This window comes from Pseudomonas aegrilactucae, from assembly GCF_019168305.1.
GTDB classification, from domain to species: domain Bacteria; phylum Pseudomonadota; class Gammaproteobacteria; order Pseudomonadales; family Pseudomonadaceae; genus Aquipseudomonas; species Aquipseudomonas aegrilactucae.
In genome coordinates, this window is sequence record NZ_JAHTBI010000036.1 from 84,245 (window position 1) to 103,930 (window position 19,686).

A 19,686-nucleotide genomic window follows, 5' to 3' on the forward strand; every position below is an offset into this window, starting at 1 on the left:
CAGCGTTTATCCAGTGTTGTTCAGTCCTGTTCGTTGTCAATTTCCGGGTGTTCAGTTGTTCAGCGCGGGTTGTTCATTTGTGTTCATCGGCGAACCTGCCCTGGCCGCAGGCACACGTAAACCTGAACCCTTTCAAGGCCTTGCGCGCTGAACACGGCGCTGGCACGAATCTGGCTGTACTGCAGCGCCCGCCCAACAACAAGAAAAGGGTCGCCCATGTCGCTCACGCTGGAGCACGTCAGCCGTACCGTCGACGGCCAGGTCTGTATCGCCGATGCCTGCCTGAGCTTCGAGCCCGGCTCGTTCAACGTCCTGCTCGGCCGCACCCTGGCCGGCAAGACCAGCCTGATGCGCCTGATGGCCGGGCTGGATCGGCCCGACCACGGACGGGTGCTGATGAACGCTGTGGATGTCACCGGGCGGCCGGTGCGCCAGCGCAATGTGTCGATGGTGTATCAGCAGTTCATCAACTACCCGACGCTGAATGTGTTCGAGAACATCGCCTCGCCGTTGCGCCAGGGCCGTGTCAGCGAAGACGAAATCCACCAACGGGTGCAGCGCACCGCTGCCATGTTGCGCATCGAGAAGTACCTCGAACGCTATCCGCTCGAGCTGTCCGGTGGCCAGCAGCAGCGCACGGCCATGGCGCGGGCGCTGGTCAAGGACGCTGAACTGATCCTGTTCGACGAGCCACTGGTGAACCTGGACTACAAGCTGCGCGAAGAGCTGCGCCAGGAGATGCGCGAACTATTCGCCATGCGCCACTGCATTGCCGTGTACGCCACCACCGAACCGAACGAGGCCCTGGCGCTGGGCGGTACCACGACGATCCTGCATGAGGGCCGCATCGTGCAGAGCGGGCGGACTCCGTACGTGTACCACCAGCCCTGCAGCGTGCTGGCCGCCGAGCTGTTTTCCGAGCCGCCGATCAACCTGATGCCGGGGCGTATCGCCGGCAACGAAGTCAGTTTTGCCGGGGTGGTGCACTTTGCGATGAATGCCGACCTCAAGCGCATCGGCGATGGCAACTATCGCTTCGGCGTGCGCCCCAGCCATATCAGCCTGGTGCCGTCCAATGACGATGACCTTGAGCTGGCGGTGCAGGTGCAACTGGCCGAGATCAGCGGTTCGGAAACCTTCCTGCATGTGCGCAACGAGCAGTTCAGCCTGATCCTGCACCTGCCGGGCGTGCACGAGTACGGCGTGGATACGCCCATTCGCATCTATATCCCGACCCACAAGCTGTTTGTCTTCGCCACCGACGGCGCGTTGATCCAGGCCCCGGGCGTGCGTGAAACGAGGGCTGCCTGATGGCCGAGATCCGCCTGCAGCACCTGGCGCACAGCTACAGCAAGCACCCTGGCAACGACGACTATGCGCTGCGCGAACTCGACCATGTGTGGGCACAGGGCGGCGCCTACGCGCTGCTGGGGCCGTCGGGCTGCGGCAAGTCGACCTTGCTCAACCTCATCTCCGGGCTGCTCACCCCGTCCCAGGGCCAGGTGCTGTTCGACGGCAAGGTGGTCAACACGCTGTCGCCGCAGGCGCGCAATATCGCCCAGGTGTTCCAGTTCCCGGTGGTGTACGACACCATGACGGTGTACGACAACCTGGCGTTTCCCTTGCGCAACCAGGGTCACGACGAGGCACGGGTCACCGCCAAGGTGACGGAAATCGCCGAGGTGCTGGAGTTGGGCAGCGTGCTGCACAAGAAGGCGCGCAACCTCAGTGCCGACGAGAAGCAGAAGGTGTCCATGGGCCGCGGGCTGGTGCGCGATGACGTGTCGGCGATCCTGTTCGACGAGCCGCTGACGGTGATCGACCCGCACCTGAAGTGGAAGTTGCGGCGCAAGCTCAAGCAGATCCATGAGCAGTTCAACATCACCATGATCTACGTGACCCACGATCAGTTGGAGGCCTCGACCTTCGCCGAGAAGATCGCGGTGATGTACGGCGGGCAGATCGTCCAGTTCGGCACCCCGCGCGAGCTGTTCGAGCGCCCGCGCCACACCTTTGTCGGCTACTTCATCGGCAGCCCCGGCATGAACCTGATCACGGTGCAGGCGCAGCCCGGCGGGGTCGGCTTTGCCTCGACCCACCTGCCGCTGTCGACCACGCTGCAGGCGCAACTGGCGCACCTGTCGGCGGCCCGGGTGCAGGTGGGTATCCGCCCCGAGTTCGTGCAGGTGTGGGATGCGCCGTTCGAGCAGGCTTACCGCGCGCGGGTGGTGGATGTCGAAGACCTCGGCACCTACAGGATTCTTACCCTGGACCTGGACGGCGCGGCACTCAAGGTGCGCCTGGGCGAGGATCGCGTGGTGCCCGAGGGCCAGGCCTGGGTCAGTTTTCCGGCGCAGTGGCTGATGCTGTATGTCGATGATGTGCTGCTGGAGGCCCAGGCATGAACAAGGTGCACAACAACAAGGCCTGGTGGCTGGTGCTGCCGGTGTTCCTGCTGGTGGCGTTCAGCGCCGTGGTGCCGATGATGACGGTGGTCAACTACTCGGTGCAGGACATTTTCGACCAGTCCAGCCGCTACTTCGTCGGCGCCGACTGGTACCGCCAGGTGTTGCAGGACCCGCGCCTGCATGACTCGCTGCTGCGTCAGTTCGTGTACTCCGGGTGCGTGCTGCTGATCGAGATTCCGCTGGGCATCGGCATCGCCCTGAGCATGCCGAGCAAGGGGCGCTGGTCGTCGTTGTGCCTGATCGTCATGGCCATCCCGCTGCTGATTCCATGGAACGTGGTCGGCACCATCTGGCAGATCTTCGGGCGTGCCGACATCGGCCTGCTCGGTGCCACGTTGAACCAGCTGGGCATCAACTACAACTATGCGGCCAACACCATGGATGCCTGGGTCACGGTGCTGGTGATGGACGTGTGGCACTGGACCTCGCTGGTGGCGCTGCTGTGTTATTCGGGGCTGCGCGCGATCTCCGACGTGTACTACCAGGCGGCGCGCATCGACCGTGCCTCGGCCTGGGCGGTGTTCCGGCACATCCAGTTGCCCAAGCTGAAGAACGTGCTGCTGATCGCGGTGATGCTGCGCTTCATGGACAGCTTCATGATCTACACCGAGCCGTTCGTGCTTACCGGCGGCGGGCCGGGCAACGCCACCACCTTCCTCAGCCAGACCCTCACGCAGATGGCCGTGGGGCAGTTCGACCTGGGCCCGGCGGCAGCGTTTTCGCTGGTGTACTTCCTGATCATCCTGCTGGTGTCGTGGCTGTTCTATACCGCCATGACCCATGCCGACAAGCACTAGGAGGGCATGATGAGTCTGCGCAAGAGCGTGCCCCTGCTGCTGTACATCGTGTTCCTGCTGGTGCCGATCTACTGGCTGCTGAACATGTCGTTCAAGAGCAACACCGAGATCCTTGGCGGGCTGACGCTGTGGCCGCAGGACTTCACCCTGGCCAACTACCGGGTGATCTTCACCGACGCCAGCTGGTACAGCGGCTACATCAACTCGCTGTACTACGTATGCCTGAATACGGTGATCTCGCTGAGCGTGGCGCTGCCGGCGGCCTATGCGTTCTCGCGCTATCGCTTCCTGGGCGACAAGCACCTGTTCTTCTGGCTGCTGACCAACCGCATGGCGCCGCCGGCGGTGTTCCTGCTGCCGTTCTTCCAGCTGTATTCCTCGATCGGGCTGTTCGACACGCACATTGCCGTGGCCCTGGCCCACTGCCTGTTCAACGTGCCGCTGGCGGTGTGGATCCTGGAGGGTTTCATGTCCGGGGTGCCCAAGGAAATCGACGAGACTGCCTACATCGACGGCTACAGCTTCCCGCGTTTCTTCGGCAGGATTTTCATCCCGCTGATCGGCTCGGGCATCGGTGTGACGGCGTTCTTCTGCTTCATGTTCTCGTGGGTCGAGCTGCTGCTGGCGCGCACCCTGACCTCGGTCAACGCCAAGCCGATCGCCGCGGTGATGACCCGCACCGTGTCGGCCTCCGGTATCGACTGGGGCGTGCTGGCGGCGGCGGGGGTGCTGACCATCGTGCCGGGCATGCTGGTGATCTGGTTTGTTCGCAACCACGTGGCCAAGGGCTTTGCCCTGGGCCGGGTGTGAGGAGAGCGCCATGGACTGGATGGCTTGGACCCTGCCCACCGCGCTGTTCTTCGTGGCCATCGGCGTGTTGCTGGCGGGCATGACCGTGCTGGAGTTGCGCCGGCCCTGCGTGGAGCGTCGCGGCTTTCTGCCGATCGCGACCACGCGGGGCGATCGCCTGTTTATCGGTCTGCTGGTCAGCGCCTACCTGCATCTGCTGGTGATCGGCGTGACCGACTGGAACCTGTGGGTGGCCTCGCTGCTGTCGCTGGCCTGGCTGTTGGTGGTGATGCGTTGGGGTTAGCCGAGCGGTTCGGCGCGGCTCCAGGGAAATTCAATCGGGAGATCACTATGTTCGACAACAACAAGAACCGGCGACATGGCATGACCCTGGCCGCCTTGCTGGTGCTTGGCAGTTTTACTGCCAGCGCCTGGGCCGATGCGTACGAGGATGCGGCGAAGAAGTGGATCGGCAGCGAGTTCAAGCCCTCCACCCTGACGCCCGAGCAACAGCTTGCGGAGCTCAAGTGGTTCATCAAGGCGTCCGAGCCGTTTCGCGGCATGAAGATCAACGTGGTGTCGGAAACCATCGCTACCCACGAATACGAGTCCAAGGTGCTGGCCAAGGCCTTCAGTGAGATCACCGGTATCAAGCTGACCCACGACCTGCTGCAGGAAGGCGATGTGGTGGAGAAGCTGCAGACCCAGATGCAGTCGGACAAGAACATCTATGACGGCTGGGTGAATGACTCTGACCTGATCGGCACGCACTTTCGCTATGGCAAGACCGAGTCGATCACCGACCTGATGGCCAACGAAGGCAAGGACTTCACGTCGCCTACGCTGGATCTGAAGGACTTCATCGGTATCTCCTTCACCACTGCCCCTGACGGCAAGATCTACCAGCTGCCCGACCAGCAGTTCGCCAACCTCTACTGGTTTCGCGCCGACTGGTTCGAACGCCCGGAGCTGAAGGCCAGATTCAAGGAGAAGTACGGCTATGAGCTGGGCGTGCCGGTGAACTGGTCGGCCTACGAAGACATCGCCAGGTTCTTCAGTGAGGACGTCAAGGAGATCGACGGCAAGCGCATCTACGGGCACATGGACTATGGCAAGAAAGACCCGTCGCTGGGCTGGCGCTTCACCGATGCGTGGTTCTCCATGGCGGGCGGCGGCGACAAGGGCCTGCCCAACGGCTTGCCGGTGGACGAGTGGGGCATACGCGTGGAGGACTGCCACCCGGTGGGGTCGAGCGTGACCCGTGGCGGTGACACCAATGGCCCGGCGGCCGTGTATGCGACGCAGAAGTATGTGGACTGGATGCGCGCCTACGCGCCGCCCGAGGCGCAGGGCATGACCTTCTCCGAGTCGGGCCCGGTGCCGGCGCAGGGCAACATCGCCCAGCAGATCTTCTGGTACACCGCATTCACCGCCGACATGACCAAGCCGGGCCTGCCGGTGATGAACGCCGATGGCACGCCGAAATGGCGCATGGCGCCGTCGCCCAAGGGGCCGTACTGGGAGGAGGGTATGAAGCTTGGGTATCAGGACACCGGCTCCTGGACCTTCCTCAAGTCGACGCCCGAGAAACAGCGGTTGGCGGCGTGGTTGTACGCGCAGTTCGTCACGTCCAAGACGGTATCGTTGAAGAAGACCATCGTGGGCCTGACGCCGATTCGCGAGTCGGACATCAATTCGCAGGCCATGACCGACCTGGCGCCCAAGCTGGGTGGGCTGGTGGAGTTCTACCGCAGCCCGGCGCGGGTGCAGTGGACACCGACCGGTACCAACGTGCCGGACTATCCGCGGTTGGCGCAGTTGTGGTGGAGCCATATTGCCGAGGCGGCCAGTGGCGAGAAGACCCCGCAACAGGCGCTGGACGGGTTGGCCAAGGACCAGGATGCGATCCTGGCGCGCCTGGAGCGTTCCAAGGCGCAGCCCAATTGCGGGCCGAAGCTCAATGCCGAGCGTGATGCGCAGTACTGGTTCGACCAGCCGGGGGCGCCCAAGCCCAAGCTGGCCAACGAGAAGCCGCAGGGTGAGACGGTGAGCTACAGCGAGCTGCTCAAATCCTGGGAGGCTGCGCGCAAGTAAGGGACGAGCCCATCGCGGGCTTGCCCCGCGATGGGGCCATCAAGTTCGAGTCAAAAAAAACGGCACCCCAAGGTGCCGTTTCTCATGCCGCTACCAGAACCTTACTTGTGCAGCTCTTCAGCCGCATACAAGGTGTTCTCCAGCAGGCATGCGCGGGTCATCGGCCCGACACCACCTGGCACTGGAGTAATCCAGCCGGCGCGGGGCAGGGCGGTCTCGTAGACCACGTCGCCCACCAGCTTGCCGTCGTCCTGGCGGTTGATGCCGACGTCGATCACGATCGCGCCTTCCTTGATCCACTCGCCCTTGACCAGCCCCGGCTTGCCGGCAGCAACCACCACCAGGTCGGCACGGCCGACGTGGCCGGCCAGGTCCTTGGTGAAGCGGTGGGTGACGGTCACGGTGCAGCCGGCCAGCAGCAGTTCCATCGCCATCGGGCGGCCCACGATGTTGGAGGCGCCGACCACGACCGCGTTCATGCCGTACAGGTCCTGACCGGTGCTTTGCAGCAAGGTCATGATGCCTTTAGGGGTGCACGGGCGCAGCAGCGGGATACGTTGCGCCAGGCGACCGACATTATAAGGGTGGAAACCGTCCACATCCTTGTCCGGGCGAATGCGCTCCAGCAGCAGCGAGGCATCCAGGTGTGCCGGCAGTGGCAGTTGCAGCAGGATGCCGTCGATGTTCGCGTCATCATTGAGGCGATCGATCAGCTCGGTCAGGGCCTGCTGGGTGGTGTCGCTGGGCAGGTCGTAGGCCTGGGAGATGAAGCCGACCTCTTCACAGTCTTTACGTTTGTGCGAAACATAGACTTGAGAGGCAGGGTCGCTGCCCACCAGGATCACTGCCAGGCCGGGGGTGCGCAGGCCTTGCTCGCGACGCTGCGCGACACGTTGGGCGATCTGCTGGCGCAGGCTGGCGGCGATCGCCTTGCCGTCGATAAGTTGTGCAGTCATGACGCGTGATTAACCATCGAGAGGGAATAAAAAGAGCGCGCATTCTCGCATGACCGGGGGCCAGGGCAAAGGCGCTTGGTCTGGCAATTCCCCTAACCCCTTAAATAAAATGAATTTTTTTCAAAAAGGTGTTGACGACTTTGCCGCTCGTCTATAACATTCATCGCACTTGTCGGGCAGAGCCTAGCACTGGTTAGCAAGGTCAGGCAGAATGAGTGGTTTTGATAGCTTGTTCGGTTGGACTGAAAGTTAATTTGTAATCTTCACGGAAAGCAGATTAAATATGCGCCCGTAGCTCAGCTGGATAGAGCATCCGCCTTCTAAGCGGATGGTCGCAGGTTCGAGTCCTGCCGGGTGCGCCATTACAGGCAGCTGGCACAAGTAAAAGCAGTAAAGCAATATGGTGGGCGTAGCTCAGTTGGTAGAGCACAGGATTGTGACTCCTGTTGTCGTGGGTTCGATCCCCATCGTCCACCCCATATTCTAAAAGGCGCCCGATGAAAATCCGGCGCCTTTGCTTTAAAAGCTTCAAGCGGACGTGGTGAAATTGGTAGACACACTGGATTTAGGTTCCAGCGGCGCAAGCTGTAAGAGTTCGAGTCTCTTCGTCCGCACCATAGATGCTTTCACCGCCCTTCGTTGAAGTGCGTTAAAGCCCGGAATAAGCCGCCTTGAGCGGCTTTTTTCGTTTCTGGGCTTTCACCTCGATTCGCCCCCTTCCTGAATTTTCTAGTACATTCCTCAGTACACATCGAGTTCGACCTATCCGGGATGTACTAAATGCCTCTATCTGACACGGCCGTCAGGCAGTCCAAGCCCAAGGACAAGCCCTTTACGCTCAACGACAGCGATGGCCTGGCGCTCTACGTTTCCCCCAATGGCACCAAGGCCTGGCACTTCCGTTTCTCCTGGCACGGCAAGCAGCCCCGCATTTCACTGGGCACCTATCCCGAGCTGACATTGCGTGAGGCGCGTGAGCTGCGCGACAAGGCTCGCTCACTTGTCGCCAAGGGTATCGACCCGCGTGCTGATCGCCGGCAGTCGCAGTACGAAGCGGGCGCCCGGGTAGAGAACACCTTCGAGGCTGTGGCCAACCGTTGGCACAGCTTCAAGGCGCAGCGCCTGACGGACGCGAAGAAGGGAAGTGCGGCCCAGTCCCGCCGTTATCTGGACAAAGACCTCATCCCGGCTTTGGGCAAGTACCCGATTGCTGACATCAAGCGTGCCGATGTACTGAAAACGGTGCGATCGATTGAAGGGCGTGGCGCGCTGCACGTGGCCGAGAAATGCAGGGGCTGGTTGAACGAGATTTTTCGCTACGCCATTGCGGAGGGTGTTAACGAGATCAACCCCGCTGCTGACATCGACATCGTCGCTGCAGTGCAGCCGCCTGTTCAGCACAACCCTTACCTGAAACGTGAGGAAGTAGGTGAGTTCCTCCAGAAGGTGCATGCCTCGAAGATGTCTGTCCTGACGAGCAGCGCGATAAGGCTGATGGTGCTGACAGGGGTGCGTACGATCGAGATCCGGAACGCTTCACCTGGTCAGTTCGATATGGATGAGGCCATTTGGCGCATACCGCCGGAAGGGGTCAAGCAACTGCGAAGCCGTGTGCGTACGGAGAGTGGGGAGATTCCTCATTATCTGGTCCCGCTTTCCCGTCAGGCCGTCGACCTGGTGCGCCAGGTGCTACAGATCACCGGCCGTTGCAAGCTGCTGTTCACTGGTCGAAACAATCCAGGCCAGGTGATGAGCGAAAACACCATCAACGTGGCCATCAAGCGGCTGGGTTATCAGGGCAAGCTGACCGGTCACGGGATTCGCGGCACGATTTCGACGGCGCTCAATGAGATGGGTTACAAGGGGGAGTGGATCGAGGCGCAGCTCTCACATGCCGACCCCAACAAGGTGAGGGGGTCGTACAACCATGCGGAGTATGTCGAGCAGCGCCGCGAGATGATGCAGGATTGGGCTGACTACATCGATACGCTGGAGCCAGTGCAGGCAGAGGCATGAAGTCGGGAGTGCTGAATTCTATTCAGGGCCCATTCTTGCACCTCGGAGCGTACCCAGGCGACGCTCCTGCCGCCCAGCGCAACCTGTCTCGGGAACGCGCCTTCATTCACCATCTTGTAAATGGTCGTGGTGCCCATGCCGGTGATCTGGCGTACTTCAGGCAGGCGGATGAATTCGATGGTATTGGTCATTCTTGAGTCTCCTGCAGGTGCAGCTCGGCATTGATTGCTTGGCGCTGTTTGCTGCACTTTCGATGATTACCATGGGCTCGCGACATGCCGCATACGTCGCAGATAATGTTGAGGTCGAGCTTGCGCATTCGACGTTTGGGCTTCTGGCAGTGAATGCGGGATGAGCGGATCATTCGGTCACCTGCTCTGACACATTCAAGCCCTCGCAAAGGTGGCACGCGACAGTCGGTGAGTCGGGCAGGTCAGTGCTCTCTAGGCCAGTGCCATCGCAGACGCTGCATAGATCGGGCTGTCCGAGAAACTTCACGGATGACTCCCATGGCTCGCCCTGCCATGTGTTGGTTCGGGGTGAGCTCGGATAGGCATATGTTTGTTTGCCCGTCATGCAGTTTTTGACGCGCAGTTGGTGGCCATCGCGGCTGTAACTGAGTACGCGTGCGTTGAACGCTCCACGGGAGTGATGGATCTTTACCAGGCAACCTTTGGGATAGACTTCCTGGGTGAACTTGAGCTGGGCGTCTGTTGCCAGCTTTGCGGCAAGATCCAGCTCCAGCATTTTCGTTCTCTGGTGAGTGTTCATACTGTCGACTCCAATTGAGAGACGCTGAGCCCCACTGCAACCGGCCGCACCCAGATCGGCATACTGCTGAGCATGAAGGTTTCGCCTTGGGCGGCGAGGAGCAGGGTGGTGCCCATCACGTGTGCTATCGCCTCGGCCGCGTCTGGTGGTACCGCGTTACCGATCCGCTCTCGCCATGCCTGGTCACTGAGGCCGTCCAGCTCGAACTGCTCCTCTGGCTCAACCAGGCTTTGAATCGCTGCCAGCTCAAGCGTGGTGAACGGTCGGTGCCAGGTGCCATCTAGGCTGGTGATGATGCAGGTCAGACGATCATTGGCGGCCGGCACCCGTGGGTCAGCGACGCTCCAGCGGCCGTTGTCTTGCCGTGCACTCGCCGACACAGCACCGGCCTGGCCGTTCCAGTCGACTACCCCGTAATGCCCGCCATGCAGGTAGGCGTCACCTTTGACCCGGCGCATTCCTGGTCGCGGGTCCTGCACTGCAAATGCGCCTTGCCCCGTGGTGCTACCGGCAATCACTGTGCCTGCGGCGTTGTCATAGGGCGTCACCAGGTACTTGCCGAATCCACTGCCTGCGCGCCTAGGGTCCGCCACGCTGAACGTGCCTTGCCCGGGCGACTTCACACCGATCACCGCTCCGCTTGTATCGCCCCAGCGGCGCACGCCGTATTGCTGGTACTGCAGGGCGCCAGCCTTCGAGCGCGGGTCTGCGATCGAGAACGCGCCGTTGGTGGGGCTGGACCGGCCGGCGACTGTGCCGATCGATCGATCCCACTGGTTCACGCCCAGGTAGCCTGAGTAGGCTTGCGGCACGATGATGAGGTCGCGCAGGTAGCCGTCCTCGATCTCCAGGTCATTGAGGCTGCGCCAGTCCTTGCCCGCTTCGACCAAGGCAAGGCGTACCCAGGTCTTCCACTGCAGCGCCGGGACTCGATGCATCGGCCCAGCGGCTTCGACATCGCCGGCCAGCGGCATGCGGCCGAGGATGTCGCCCACGGCGCGCAGGCTCTTGTGCTCAGGCTCATACAGGAAGGGCGGCACCTTCTCGATGTGGCGGGCGACCAGCAGGAAGCGCTTGCGGCTCTGTGCCAGCCCGCCGATCACGCCGCAATCGTGGGTGGTCTCGGCCACGGCATAGCCAAAGCTGGAGAGCAGGCTGTTGATCTGGTCGAGCAGGTGCCGGCCGCGTGATGCCAGGCGGGGCACGTTCTCGAACACCAGCAGCGGCACCGGGTCGTCGGCCCATGCCTCGCCGAAGAGCCAGATGCAGCGCAGCGTCAGCTCGTTCAGTGCCTGGTACTTGGGCGTCAGGCTCATTCTCTCCGACAGCAGGCCACTGGCCCCCTTGCACGGCGAACTTATGAACACCGCGTCTGGTCGCTGGCCACCTGCAGCGCGGCGGATGTCCTCGGGCGTGGCCTCTCGCCAGCTAAGTGGCGGCTCTTCCCCATGAAAGCGGGTGTATTGGTCGCGGGTGAAGAGGTCCAGCAGGGTGCCCTTCACACCGCTCAGTCGTTCGAAGTCCGCCAGCCCGGCCGGGTCAACGTCGACGCCGCCAATGCACTGCCACTCTGCCTGCAGATTGCCCACGATTGGCTTTGACTTGTTGAAGCCCTTGGCGCCGCCGCCCAGGCCACAGCACAGATGGAAATGCTTCAGTACGTGCTTACGCATGGGCACCTCCAGGCTGCTTATACCCCTTGGCAGGCTGCGCGTGCGGGCGACCTGAAGCGATCAGCGTTGTGTCAGCAGGCGCTGCCCAGCGCAGCCTTTCGTGGGGTAGATGCGATGTTTCGGGGCGGCTGAAAGGGTCAATAATGCCTGCTGCTGCGCAGCAGAGGCTCTTTGTTTCGTGTGCGGTGACGCTGGCTTGATCACGGAGCAAAGCGGGTTCAGCGCCGTGCGCAGTCAGGACTATCGAGGTGCCGCTTTCCACCGGTGTCACGATCTGCGTCGGTCCCTGGTCGGCGGTGTGAGGGTGTCCTGCGCAGGGCGCACCTACGAAAAGCAGGCCGGTGTAGTGGTGGGCTCGGATCATGCGGCTTGCTCCTGGTCCAGAGGCTGAATCAGCGCGGCCATGGACAGAGCCTGCTCGCGAAGTGTGCGGGCATCCCGCTCGAGCTTTTTGCCGGTCTTGAATGCACTGAACGTTTCGGCAGCAATGCGCAGGTTCTCCGCGATCTGCAGCAGTACCTGGTGGTGCTCGCTTTTCAGTGCGTTGCTCAGCTTCAGCTTTTTGCAATGCAGGTCCAGAAGTTGCTTCTCGGCACGAAGCGAGCACAGGGACGCCTCGAGGTCCTGAATCGTTGTCTGCTGGCCGGCGTAGGTTTGTGCTTTGCCGTAAAGGGTCCCCTGTCGTAAGCCGATCTTGTAGGCATAGGCAAACAGTCCTGCGACGGACACACAGATGATGATCAGGGCAATGATCTGTTCGTGAGTCATGGGTATTGCTCCTAGTGGTGTGCGGGCCGGTGGTGGCGGCCCTTGCTTGGGTTACTGCTGTTGCTCTTGCTCTGCTAGCTGGCGTGCCTGTTCTTCGTCGGCCTTGTGGGCTCGAATGTCGATCAGGGCGGCCACGTGGCGAATGTGGGCGAACTTTTGCGCTTTACGGCTGGTGTCCAGCGTGGTGACGGGTAACTGAATGCGCCCGCTGTTCAACTGCTCCGTGAAGGACTGCTCATTGAGGTTGCGGAAGTACTGCACGCGCACCTTGTCCAGTGGGATCAGTACGTCGCCGAAGGTGCGGTAGAGCAGTTCCACCGTTATGGGCTCCGGTGCGGGCAGCAAATGCAGGTTGGCTTGAATGCTATTGCTCATCAGGCTTAGTGCTCTTCTTGAACTTGTGGCGTGACGGGTGGTTCCAGGTGATCTCGCAGTGTTTACGCACCAGGTCCTGCAGGTGTGCGGGCACTTCAAGGAGCGCAGCGTTGCGCTCCTCTCGGGTCCGCAATTCGAGGATCTGACGGGCGTATTGTCTAGGCCGCATCATCTCGGGAGCCCTTCGCTGCAGGTGGGTGTTGAAGGTCCAACTGATCAGCCAGCCACTGAATGCCGTCCGGCCTCACGCGTGTGGACTTGCTGTACTGCATGCCCACTGTCGGGTGGTACCAGCTCCCTTCTTTCTCGCGCAGATAGAGGCGATCTCTGTTGGGGAAGCGAGGCAGGTTGTGCTCGTCGAGCAACTGCTTTTCGAACATCAGCTCGATGAGCTTGGGGCGGGTGATGCCGAGTTCTTTGGCCGCTTGGGCAAGGGTGCGATCCATGATGGCCTCCTAGGCTGCCTGCTCGGCTGGGGTGGCAGAACGAATGAATGCATCAAGTTTCTTGCCCATCACTTCCATGGCTTGGGCCTCGCTGCCCCGTGCCGTGAAGGTGCTTGTATGAGGTCGGCGGGTGCCGATCGACAGGATTGATGTCAGCAGGTGGTCAGGGGTTCGACTGCGGTGTACTGCGAGCTGTACGGGAGCCTGTAGCCCGACGTCGAGGCTCAGCACGCCCCCTTTGCGTACCAGCTCGCGCAGTTGCTCAAAGCGCTCGGCCCCCAGGTGCTGTTCAATCGGGAGGTGGGGCGGCGTGATGCATGGCAGCAGGCCCTCGGCGGTATCGATGTTGCCGTTGGCGATGCCTTCGACGAACTCGGCAATGCGGTGGTGAATTTTCGGGTCGTTTTGCGAAAGGGTCAGGGAGTGACGTGCCTCGAGCATGTCAACGGTGAACGTCGTGCTGCTCGTCCAGCGTTCAACATGCAAGCGAAAGCTGAGGCGCTGCCGGTGCAGCAGCGAGCTGAGCGTGTGATTGAAGGCGCCGTTCAGGTTGGCCTGGGCGGCGAACAACTGCAGGGTGCGATAGTCGACCTTGAAAGCGCTCATGCTGCACGGCCTCCGTCGTTCGGATCGAAAGGGCGGGCGGTGGAGAGCATTGGGCGGCGCTTGGTGGTGACAAACGCGCAGCCGCTTTGCAGGGCAAGACGGCGAACTTCAAAGATCAGAACAGTGGTAGCAGCGGCCGGGTGGACGTGCAAGGTTGCTGTGGTGTGCATGGTGATGCCTCACTCTGTGGTGGAAGAGTGAGGTAAATATCACGCAGCGTGCTTTTTGTGTCAATACGAATCGTGATTATTTTTCGGGCGCGCTGTGTAAAAACCGTGATGACTTTAGGATGCCGCCCACAAGGTGGATCTCTGTAACGTCGGTTTCGGCAATATGAATCGGTGGGTGTCCCGCATTCACACTGTCGAGTCGATACATGCCGTCGCGAAGATAGATGAACTCTCTGATCATCGTTTTGCCGGCTGAGGTGCGGACCACCACCTCATCGCCGCTGTAGAAGTCCTTGTTCGGTTCGATCAGCACGAACTCCCCATTTTTAATCCGGGGAAGCAGGCTATCACCTGTCACTCGAAGCCCGTAAGCGTCTGGATCATCGCTGTGGATGTTGAGGTATCCGCTGCTTTGGTTCGAGGGCAGGTGCAAGGCTTCAAAGTAGCCTTCATCGGCCAACTGGGCATTGCCGACGACACGCACGCTACCATCCTTGGCCCACCCTACATTGCTACTGACGGGCTGGCCTTTGTCTTTCGATCGCCCGTACTCGCGGGCAAGGTGATCTTCTGACCTTACTCGCCCTTGGATTGCGTCAGGTAGAGAACTGATCTCCGAACGATCTTTTCCCGCTACAAGGTCTGGCAGCGAAATGCCCAGTGCGCCAGCAAGCTTCTCCAGGTCCTGGAGGTTCGGTTGGCGGGTGCCTTTTTCGTAATTGCCAATACGTGACTGGGATTCCCACCCGCACGCCAAGGCCAAAGCCTGCTGGCTCATGCCTTTGGCTTTACGTAACTGCTTGATGCGATTGCCTAGTGTGTTCATGTGATTTTTTTACCACGCATTGGCGGCCATTTATCGCACTTTACGTGTTGAAAAGTTCACGATACGTGCTTAGTATGGCCGCGACTCAACGGAGGATCTTGAAAATGAACCGTATTGCTGCGAATCGAGATAAGGCCGGTATCAGGCAGCGCGACCTGGTCGCTGCACTTGGCTGGACCCAGACGCGTCTCAGCAACTATGAGGCAGGGCGTCGAGTACCGGGCCTTGCTGAGTGCCGGGCGATCATTGCTGCTCTTAACAAGCTTGGAGCGCCTTGCTCGCTTGATGACGTGTTTCCGCCTGAGACGAGCGTTCACCGGGCAGCTTAGAAAAAAAGGCGACCCTAAGGTCGCCCAGTTTCCCCCGGTAATACCACCACAGTGCTACCGGGCCGCGTGAAAGGTAAGCGGGCACACCACATGCAGCCGCTCACCCCGATCGCGTTACCCAGGCACGGATGCCTGGGTGTTGCCGCCTTTCTCCACCACAGATAGGGCGGCTGTTGCGCCAGAGGCTGTCGACGGATCGACGCCTCGGCACGGTGCCGGTTTGGTCTGTAGGACCGTTCCGGCGTTTGGGCCCTTTCAAGCCACGCGGCAAATGTATCACCACTACATGTCGCTGGCACTGGCAACCTATAAGGATTAATGCCATGAGCCGAACTGCTCTGAGTTGTGTCGAGCGCGCCAAGCGGGAAGTCTTGCCGCTGGATCTGGCGCTGTACCACGCCGTACGTGATTACCCAGGTGGAGCTGCTGCAATAGCCGGTGCCACCGGCCGTAATGCCACCACGATGCAGCACAAGCTTTCGCCGACCCATCCTACCCATGTGGTCAACATTCAGGAGTTCTGCGAGATCCTGGAGATGACCAAGGACCGCCGTATTCTTGATGCCGTGCATGCGATGGTTGGCGACACCATCTGGCAAGAGCTTTCTGACGCTTACACCGAAGACATGCCAGAGACCTTGACCATGGGTATCGCGAAGTTCTTCCGTCAAGTGGCCGATCTGTCAGAGAGCTGGGCACGCAACATCGGCGACGGCATGGTCGACGATCGGGAGTTGGCCGAAATGCAGCAGTTGGTGTTTCGAGGGATTCAGGGGTTGCTGGGGATGTACAACCGCGCTCGGTACGTGAATCAGACGACTCGGGGAGCTGGCCGTGGCTGACATTGCTGATTTTGCCAATGATCTGGTTCAGGAGGGTATCGACCACGCGCTCGCAGCTCGTAACGCTCTCAAGCCCGTCGTAATGGCGCGTTCCTTTATGTTCTGCGACGCCTGCGAAGAGCCCATCCCAGAGGCCCGCCGCTTGGCCAGCCCAGGCTGCACGCAGTGCACAGGATGCCAAACATTAGCGGAGCAGCTGGAGGCGCGCCATGCTCGATGAAGTACTGAATCAGTTTGCCGATTATGGACTGGAACCCTTGCAACCGCTGACCTATGGAAAGCTGACGCGTTGCAAGACTTCTCAGGACAAGGGCAAGGAAAAGAACGGTTGGTATGTGGTGCATGAGCACCACACCGAGAAAGGTGAAACGCTGATATTTGGTAGTTTCGGGGACTGGCGTTCAGGCGAGTCGCTGAAGATCAAGGTCAAGCCCGGGCGGATGACTCAAGAAGAACGCGACGTCATGCGTGCGAGGCAAGAGGATGCTAAGCGCAGAGCGGCAGAGATTGCCGCCAACGCGGCCCGCCGAGCGGCTAGTCGTGCGTCAGGTATGTTTGAGCGCATGCCGACGAGGGGGCGCAGTGCCTATCTTGACCGAAAGCAGATCGTGGGTTTTGGCTTGCGATACGCTCCCCGCTCGGGGGCAGTGTTGGTCCCTATGCACAATGTCCGCGATCAGATCGTCGGCCTGCAGGTGATCTATCCCGATAAGCAGACCGACACGGGCCGGGACAAGACGTACTGGCCCTATGGTATGTCGAAAGAGGGTGCCTTTCACTTGATCGGCCCTCACCCTGAACCAGGGGAACCTGTACTGATCTGTGAGGGATATGCGACTGGAGCGAGCCTTCACATGGCGACTTCGTTGACAGTCGCTATTGCTTTTGATGCCGGTAATCTCATGGCGGTCGCCAAAGCGATGCGTGAGCGTTTCCCTGGTCGCCCTGTGATTCTCTGCAGGGATGATGACTGGAAAACCACTCGGCCAGGTGGTGAGCCTTGGAACCCCGGAAGGGAGCGAGCCGATAATGCGGCTACCGTAGTTGGCGGCCAGGTTGTCTGGCCGATTTTTTCGGGTGAGCGTGAGGTCAAGTGGACCGACTTCAATGATCTGCATTGCGCCGAGGGTTTGGATGCTGTGCGCCGCCAGGTGCTGGCGGTGGTAAAGCCTCCAGCAGCAGGCGGGTGGCGGGATCAGCTTGCGCGAACTGAAAGCGGCATGCTGATCGCGCACATGCAGAATGTTGAGTTGATACTGGCCAACGATGAGCGCTGGGTCGGGGTGATCGGCTTCAGTTCGTTCAGCTCGAAGATCATCAAGCTGAGGGTGCCACCGTATGGTGGTGGCGTCGGTGACTGGGCAGACATTGACGACATGCTAGTGATGAAGTGGCTGGCTCAGCAGTACAACCTGAGGGTCAAGGCAAGCCATGTGATCGAGGCGGTCAGCGTTGTGGCCCACGATCACGCCTTTCACCCTGTACGTGACTACCTGAACAGCCTTGAATGGGATCGCGTTCTGCGCCTTGATAGCTGGCTCACCGAGATCATGGGTGTCGAGCCGACTGAATACAGTTCAAAGGTCGGCAAGCGTTGGATGGTATCGGCAGTGGGGCGTGTCATGCAGCCAGGGTGCAAGGCTGACTCGGTGATGATCCTTGAGGGCGCCCAGGGCGCCGGTAAGTCGACGGCCATGAGCGTGCTCGGCGGTGACTGGTTCATGGATACACCCTTTGCACTGGGTGATAAGGATGGCTTCCAGGCTATCCGGGGCAAGTGGATCGTCGAACTGGGTGAGCTGGACAGCTTCAACAAGGCTGAATCGACGAAGGCCAAACAGTTCTTCTCCGCATCTACTGACACCTACCGTGAGAGCTACGGCCGCAGAACAATGGACGTGCCACGCCAGTGTGTTTTCGTGGGTACGACCAACCAGGATGAGTATCTCAAGGACGCCACGGGCAACAGACGTTACTGGCCGGTTGCTTGTACCAAGGTCGACCTGGAGCAATTGCGGGAGATTCGCGACCAGCTATGGGCTGAGGCGATGTTCTGCTACCAGTCGGGGGATATCTGGTGGGTCAACCGTGATGAGGCGCCGCTGTTCGCTGAGGCGCAGGAGGAGCGGTTTGTGGTCGATGAATGGGAAGGCCCAATCTTGACGTGGTTGGAAGAGTCTCAGATCGGCGAAACGGCCACCGGTAGCGAGATTCTGTCCGGCGCGTTGAAGTTGGACTTTGGGCATTGGGGTAAGCCTGAGCAGATGCGCGTCGGCGCCATCATGCATCGACTTGGATGGCGTAAGGTGCGGCAACCAGCACTGGCCAAAAGCGGCGTTCGACCTTGGGCATACAAAAAGCCAGCTGACTGGGGCAGATCTTCGGCCTTACTTGTGGCACCAGTCGAGGAGCCTTGCTTTGATTAAAGCTATCGATTCCCTACTACAAGTTTGGGCCCAGGAGCTGCATAGCGATCTTTCTAGCGGTGGCATGGCTGGGGGCAACATGGTTGCCATGATGATGGAGAGCAACGGCCAATTGATTCGTGGCAGGCGCGCAAGCAAAGCTCCCTTGGAAAGCTCCCTCGACATCGAGTTGATAGTCACCAAGCATCTTGATTCGCACCTGGCAACGGTCGTGCGTGAGCACTACTGCAGCTTCGATTCCAATATGATGCTGCGGTACGCCCATTGCGGTTGCGGGCGAGACACGTATTATCAGCGTCTGCATGAAGCGCACCTAGTCATCTTCTGTGCATTGGCTGGGGTCGCGGCGTGAAGCATGCCGTGGCTGTACCCGCCCTAGTCCCACCGTCCGGCCTTGTCCGACTATCAATCGTCGCAGTCGGACGGGCGAATACCCCGCAGTTGCTGGGCTGTCCGACTGTCCAGCCTCGCGCCACCCCGTGCGTGCATGTGAGCGTAGCGTGAGTACATGCGCGCAGGGGCGCGCAGGCGTGCCTTCAGGTTTTCTCTCTTTATGCGAGAAGGAACTAAAGAAGGTAGGACAGCAGGACAGCCCCCGATTCTAAGGGCCTATAGTTGTCCTGCCTGACTCAAGAAAGGCGAGACAGGTAGGACAGCGCAGAAGAGCTTAAGCCGGGTGAGGGATATTCACCGACATTCGCCAGATCAAGCGCAGACATTCGCCGGGTGGCAGTAAAGTGGTATTGCTGCCACCGGAATCGACCTGTAAAAAGTACCCATCTTCGATAGGTGCGGGCGTAGTAAGCGTCTCGCACACCACACCAAACCCGGCCATCGCGCCGGGTTTTTGCATTTTGGGGGAAGTGATGACGAGCGAGCAGCAAACGTTGATTGATATGCCGATCTGGATGGTGATCGTGCTGTCCCTGGTCGGTGGTGTGTCAGGGGAGATGTGGCGAGCAGACAAGGCCGGTGTTCGGGGCTGGGGGCTGGTGCGGCGCATTGCATTGAGGTCGGGCGCCTGCATCGTCTGCGGCTTGTCGACCATGATGCTGTTGTACTCGGCGGGGACTTCCATCTGGGCGGCCGGCGCCTTCGGATGTTTGACCGCGATGGCCGGCGCTGATGTTGCCATCGGGTTGTACGAACGCTGGGTTGCCAAGCGGCTGGGCGTCTGCGACATCCCGCCCTCGAGCGGCAATGCCGGGCAGTGAATCTGGCTGCAGCCCAGGACCGGCGGGGACCCTGGCGGTTTTTGCTCAGTACGGGGCAGGAAACCCGCGGGACTTTGTTAGTGGCAGGTTCACCAGCTTAGTGAACTGCGGTGAACTGGT

At 60.6% G+C, this 19,686-nt stretch carries 21 protein-coding genes, 3 tRNA genes and 1 pseudogene; 16 read left to right on the forward strand and 9 right to left on the reverse strand.

Annotated features, from left to right (window positions below):
• The first annotated feature begins 216 nt into the window (after window positions 1-216).
• The 6 genes from KUO17_RS10525 to KUO17_RS10550 are packed head-to-tail and all read left to right on the forward strand — an operon-like array spanning window position 217 to window position 6,148.
• Window positions 217-1,311 (forward strand): ABC transporter ATP-binding protein, encoded by a 1,095-nt coding sequence (locus KUO17_RS10525; RefSeq protein ID WP_217975503.1) that lies wholly within the window; start codon window positions 217-219, stop codon window positions 1,309-1,311.
• Window positions 1,311-2,405, forward strand: a complete 1,095-nt coding sequence (locus tag KUO17_RS10530) for an ABC transporter ATP-binding protein (RefSeq protein ID WP_217975504.1) — start codon at window positions 1,311-1,313, stop codon at window positions 2,403-2,405. The genes KUO17_RS10525 and KUO17_RS10530 overlap by 1 nt, the downstream gene beginning before the upstream one ends.
• Complete coding sequence (locus tag KUO17_RS10535; protein ID WP_217975505.1) at window positions 2,402-3,265, forward strand: carbohydrate ABC transporter permease; 864 nt, start codon at window positions 2,402-2,404, stop codon at window positions 3,263-3,265. Before KUO17_RS10530 ends, KUO17_RS10535 begins: the two co-directional genes overlap by 4 nt.
• Window positions 3,266-3,274: 9 nt before the next feature.
• A complete protein-coding gene (locus KUO17_RS10540; protein ID WP_217975506.1) occupies window positions 3,275-4,075 on the forward strand; it encodes a carbohydrate ABC transporter permease in 801 nt (266 codons plus the stop codon).
• 10 nt (window positions 4,076-4,085) lie between these two features.
• Window positions 4,086-4,358 carry a DUF2160 domain-containing protein gene (locus tag KUO17_RS10545; RefSeq protein ID WP_217975507.1) on the forward strand — a complete coding sequence of 91 codons (273 nt, stop codon included), beginning with the start codon at window positions 4,086-4,088 and terminating at the stop codon, window positions 4,356-4,358.
• Between the two features lie 47 nt (window positions 4,359-4,405).
• Complete coding sequence (locus tag KUO17_RS10550) at window positions 4,406-6,148, forward strand: ABC transporter substrate-binding protein (protein WP_217975508.1); 1,743 nt, start codon at window positions 4,406-4,408, stop codon at window positions 6,146-6,148.
• 101 nt (window positions 6,149-6,249) lie between these two features.
• On the opposite strand, the gene folD is transcribed toward KUO17_RS10550, so the two are convergent.
• A complete protein-coding gene (gene folD / locus KUO17_RS10555) occupies window positions 6,250-7,104 on the reverse strand; it encodes a bifunctional methylenetetrahydrofolate dehydrogenase/methenyltetrahydrofolate cyclohydrolase FolD (RefSeq protein WP_217975509.1) in 855 nt (284 codons plus the stop codon).
• Window positions 7,105-7,389: 285 nt separating this feature from the next.
• Here folD and KUO17_RS10560 point away from each other — a divergent pair.
• The 4 genes from KUO17_RS10560 to KUO17_RS10575 all read left to right on the forward strand — a co-directional run bounded on the left by KUO17_RS10560 (window position 7,390) and on the right by KUO17_RS10575 (window position 9,120).
• Window positions 7,390-7,466: transfer RNA gene (locus tag KUO17_RS10560), tRNA-Arg, on the forward strand.
• Between the two features lie 41 nt (window positions 7,467-7,507).
• A tRNA-His gene (locus KUO17_RS10565) sits at window positions 7,508-7,583 on the forward strand.
• A 53-nt stretch (window positions 7,584-7,636) separates the two neighbouring features.
• Window positions 7,637-7,721, forward strand: a tRNA-Leu gene (locus tag KUO17_RS10570).
• A gap of 163 nt (window positions 7,722-7,884) precedes the next feature.
• Window positions 7,885-9,120 carry a tyrosine-type recombinase/integrase gene (locus KUO17_RS10575; protein WP_217975510.1) on the forward strand — a complete coding sequence of 412 codons (1,236 nt, stop codon included), beginning with the start codon at window positions 7,885-7,887 and terminating at the stop codon, window positions 9,118-9,120.
• Here the strand turns inward: KUO17_RS10575 and KUO17_RS10580 are convergent.
• The 8 genes from KUO17_RS10580 to KUO17_RS10615 all read right to left on the reverse strand — a co-directional run bounded on the left by KUO17_RS10580 (window position 9,081) and on the right by KUO17_RS10615 (window position 14,755).
• On the reverse strand, window positions 9,081-9,311 hold the full coding sequence (locus tag KUO17_RS10580) for a helix-turn-helix transcriptional regulator (RefSeq protein WP_255263519.1): 231 nt from the start codon (window positions 9,309-9,311) through the stop codon (window positions 9,081-9,083). The genes KUO17_RS10575 and KUO17_RS10580 overlap by 40 nt on opposite strands.
• A gap of 169 nt (window positions 9,312-9,480) precedes the next feature.
• Entirely contained in the window at window positions 9,481-9,891 is a 411-nt protein-coding gene (locus tag KUO17_RS10585; protein WP_217975511.1) for a hypothetical protein, read from the reverse strand.
• Window positions 9,888-11,564 carry a DNA cytosine methyltransferase gene (locus KUO17_RS10590; RefSeq protein ID WP_217975512.1) on the reverse strand — a complete coding sequence of 559 codons (1,677 nt, stop codon included), beginning with the start codon at window positions 11,562-11,564 and terminating at the stop codon, window positions 9,888-9,890. The genes KUO17_RS10585 and KUO17_RS10590 overlap by 4 nt, the downstream gene beginning before the upstream one ends.
• Before the next feature lie 360 nt (window positions 11,565-11,924).
• Entirely contained in the window at window positions 11,925-12,332 is a 408-nt protein-coding gene (locus tag KUO17_RS10595) for a hypothetical protein (RefSeq protein WP_217975513.1), read from the reverse strand.
• Between the two features lie 51 nt (window positions 12,333-12,383).
• A complete protein-coding gene (locus KUO17_RS10600; RefSeq protein ID WP_217975514.1) occupies window positions 12,384-12,707 on the reverse strand; it encodes a pyocin activator PrtN family protein in 324 nt (107 codons plus the stop codon).
• Window positions 12,708-12,865: 158 nt separating this feature from the next.
• A complete protein-coding gene (locus KUO17_RS10605) occupies window positions 12,866-13,153 on the reverse strand; it encodes a phage antirepressor KilAC domain-containing protein (RefSeq protein WP_217975515.1) in 288 nt (95 codons plus the stop codon).
• 9 nt (window positions 13,154-13,162) lie between these two features.
• The gene (locus tag KUO17_RS10610; RefSeq protein ID WP_217975516.1) at window positions 13,163-13,759 is read right to left on the reverse strand and encodes a hypothetical protein; all 597 of its coding nucleotides are present in this window, start codon (window positions 13,757-13,759) and stop codon (window positions 13,163-13,165) included.
• 246 nt (window positions 13,760-14,005) lie between these two features.
• Window positions 14,006-14,755: an XRE family transcriptional regulator gene (locus KUO17_RS10615; protein ID WP_217975517.1), complete on the reverse strand. Its 750-nt coding sequence runs from the start codon at window positions 14,753-14,755 to the stop codon at window positions 14,006-14,008.
• Between the two features lie 104 nt (window positions 14,756-14,859).
• Here KUO17_RS10615 and KUO17_RS10620 point away from each other — a divergent pair, with 104 nt between their 5' ends.
• The 6 genes and pseudogenes from KUO17_RS10620 (at window position 14,860) to KUO17_RS10645 (ending at window position 19,566) form a co-directional block, all read left to right on the forward strand.
• Window positions 14,860-15,084, forward strand: coding sequence for a helix-turn-helix transcriptional regulator (locus tag KUO17_RS10620; protein ID WP_217975518.1), 225 nt, complete (start codon window positions 14,860-14,862; stop codon window positions 15,082-15,084).
• Window positions 15,085-15,407: 323 nt separating this feature from the next.
• The gene (locus KUO17_RS10625) at window positions 15,408-15,926 is read left to right on the forward strand and encodes a phage regulatory CII family protein (RefSeq protein WP_217975519.1); all 519 of its coding nucleotides are present in this window, start codon (window positions 15,408-15,410) and stop codon (window positions 15,924-15,926) included.
• A gap of 10 nt (window positions 15,927-15,936) precedes the next feature.
• A pseudogene (locus KUO17_RS10630) lies at window positions 15,937-16,146 on the forward strand (TraR/DksA family transcriptional regulator); the annotation flags it as partial.
• Window positions 16,136-18,352 (forward strand): VapE domain-containing protein, encoded by a 2,217-nt coding sequence (locus KUO17_RS10635; protein ID WP_217975521.1) that lies wholly within the window; start codon window positions 16,136-16,138, stop codon window positions 18,350-18,352. The pseudogene KUO17_RS10630 and the gene KUO17_RS10635, both read left to right, overlap by 11 nt.
• On the forward strand, window positions 18,345-18,704 hold the full coding sequence (locus KUO17_RS10640) for a PA0613 family protein (protein WP_217975522.1): 360 nt from the start codon (window positions 18,345-18,347) through the stop codon (window positions 18,702-18,704). The genes KUO17_RS10635 and KUO17_RS10640 overlap by 8 nt, the downstream gene beginning before the upstream one ends.
• A gap of 514 nt (window positions 18,705-19,218) precedes the next feature.
• On the forward strand, window positions 19,219-19,566 hold the full coding sequence (locus KUO17_RS10645; RefSeq protein WP_217975523.1) for a phage holin family protein: 348 nt from the start codon (window positions 19,219-19,221) through the stop codon (window positions 19,564-19,566).
• The last annotated feature ends 120 nt before the right edge of the window (window positions 19,567-19,686 follow it).

Excerpts from the sequence above, each read along its gene's own strand:
- KUO17_RS10525 (WP_217975503.1), top strand. The coding sequence starts at position 217 with ATGTCGCTCACGCTGGAGCACGTCAGCCGTACCGTCGACGGCCAGGTC.
- KUO17_RS10530 (WP_217975504.1), top strand. The coding sequence starts at position 1,311 with ATGGCCGAGATCCGCCTGCAGCACCTGGCGCACAGCTACAGCAAGCAC.
- KUO17_RS10535 (WP_217975505.1), top strand. The coding sequence starts at position 2,402 with ATGAACAAGGTGCACAACAACAAGGCCTGGTGGCTGGTGCTGCCGGTG.
- KUO17_RS10540 (WP_217975506.1), top strand. The coding sequence starts at position 3,275 with ATGAGTCTGCGCAAGAGCGTGCCCCTGCTGCTGTACATCGTGTTCCTG.
- KUO17_RS10545 (WP_217975507.1), top strand. The coding sequence starts at position 4,086 with ATGGACTGGATGGCTTGGACCCTGCCCACCGCGCTGTTCTTCGTGGCC.
- KUO17_RS10550 (WP_217975508.1), top strand. The coding sequence starts at position 4,406 with ATGTTCGACAACAACAAGAACCGGCGACATGGCATGACCCTGGCCGCC.
- folD (WP_217975509.1), bottom strand. The coding sequence starts at position 7,104 with ATGACTGCACAACTTATCGACGGCAAGGCGATCGCCGCCAGCCTGCGC.
- KUO17_RS10575 (WP_217975510.1), top strand. The coding sequence starts at position 7,885 with ATGCCTCTATCTGACACGGCCGTCAGGCAGTCCAAGCCCAAGGACAAG.
- KUO17_RS10580 (WP_255263519.1), bottom strand. The coding sequence starts at position 9,311 with ATGACCAATACCATCGAATTCATCCGCCTGCCTGAAGTACGCCAGATC.
- KUO17_RS10585 (WP_217975511.1), bottom strand. The coding sequence starts at position 9,891 with ATGAACACTCACCAGAGAACGAAAATGCTGGAGCTGGATCTTGCCGCA.
- KUO17_RS10590 (WP_217975512.1), bottom strand. The coding sequence starts at position 11,564 with ATGCGTAAGCACGTACTGAAGCATTTCCATCTGTGCTGTGGCCTGGGC.
- KUO17_RS10595 (WP_217975513.1), bottom strand. The coding sequence starts at position 12,332 with ATGACTCACGAACAGATCATTGCCCTGATCATCATCTGTGTGTCCGTC.
- KUO17_RS10600 (WP_217975514.1), bottom strand. The coding sequence starts at position 12,707 with ATGAGCAATAGCATTCAAGCCAACCTGCATTTGCTGCCCGCACCGGAG.
- KUO17_RS10605 (WP_217975515.1), bottom strand. The coding sequence starts at position 13,153 with ATGGATCGCACCCTTGCCCAAGCGGCCAAAGAACTCGGCATCACCCGC.
- KUO17_RS10610 (WP_217975516.1), bottom strand. The coding sequence starts at position 13,759 with ATGAGCGCTTTCAAGGTCGACTATCGCACCCTGCAGTTGTTCGCCGCC.
- KUO17_RS10615 (WP_217975517.1), bottom strand. The coding sequence starts at position 14,755 with ATGAACACACTAGGCAATCGCATCAAGCAGTTACGTAAAGCCAAAGGC.
- KUO17_RS10620 (WP_217975518.1), top strand. The coding sequence starts at position 14,860 with ATGAACCGTATTGCTGCGAATCGAGATAAGGCCGGTATCAGGCAGCGC.
- KUO17_RS10625 (WP_217975519.1), top strand. The coding sequence starts at position 15,408 with ATGAGCCGAACTGCTCTGAGTTGTGTCGAGCGCGCCAAGCGGGAAGTC.
- KUO17_RS10635 (WP_217975521.1), top strand. The coding sequence starts at position 16,136 with ATGCTCGATGAAGTACTGAATCAGTTTGCCGATTATGGACTGGAACCC.
- KUO17_RS10645 (WP_217975523.1), top strand. The coding sequence starts at position 19,219 with ATGACGAGCGAGCAGCAAACGTTGATTGATATGCCGATCTGGATGGTG.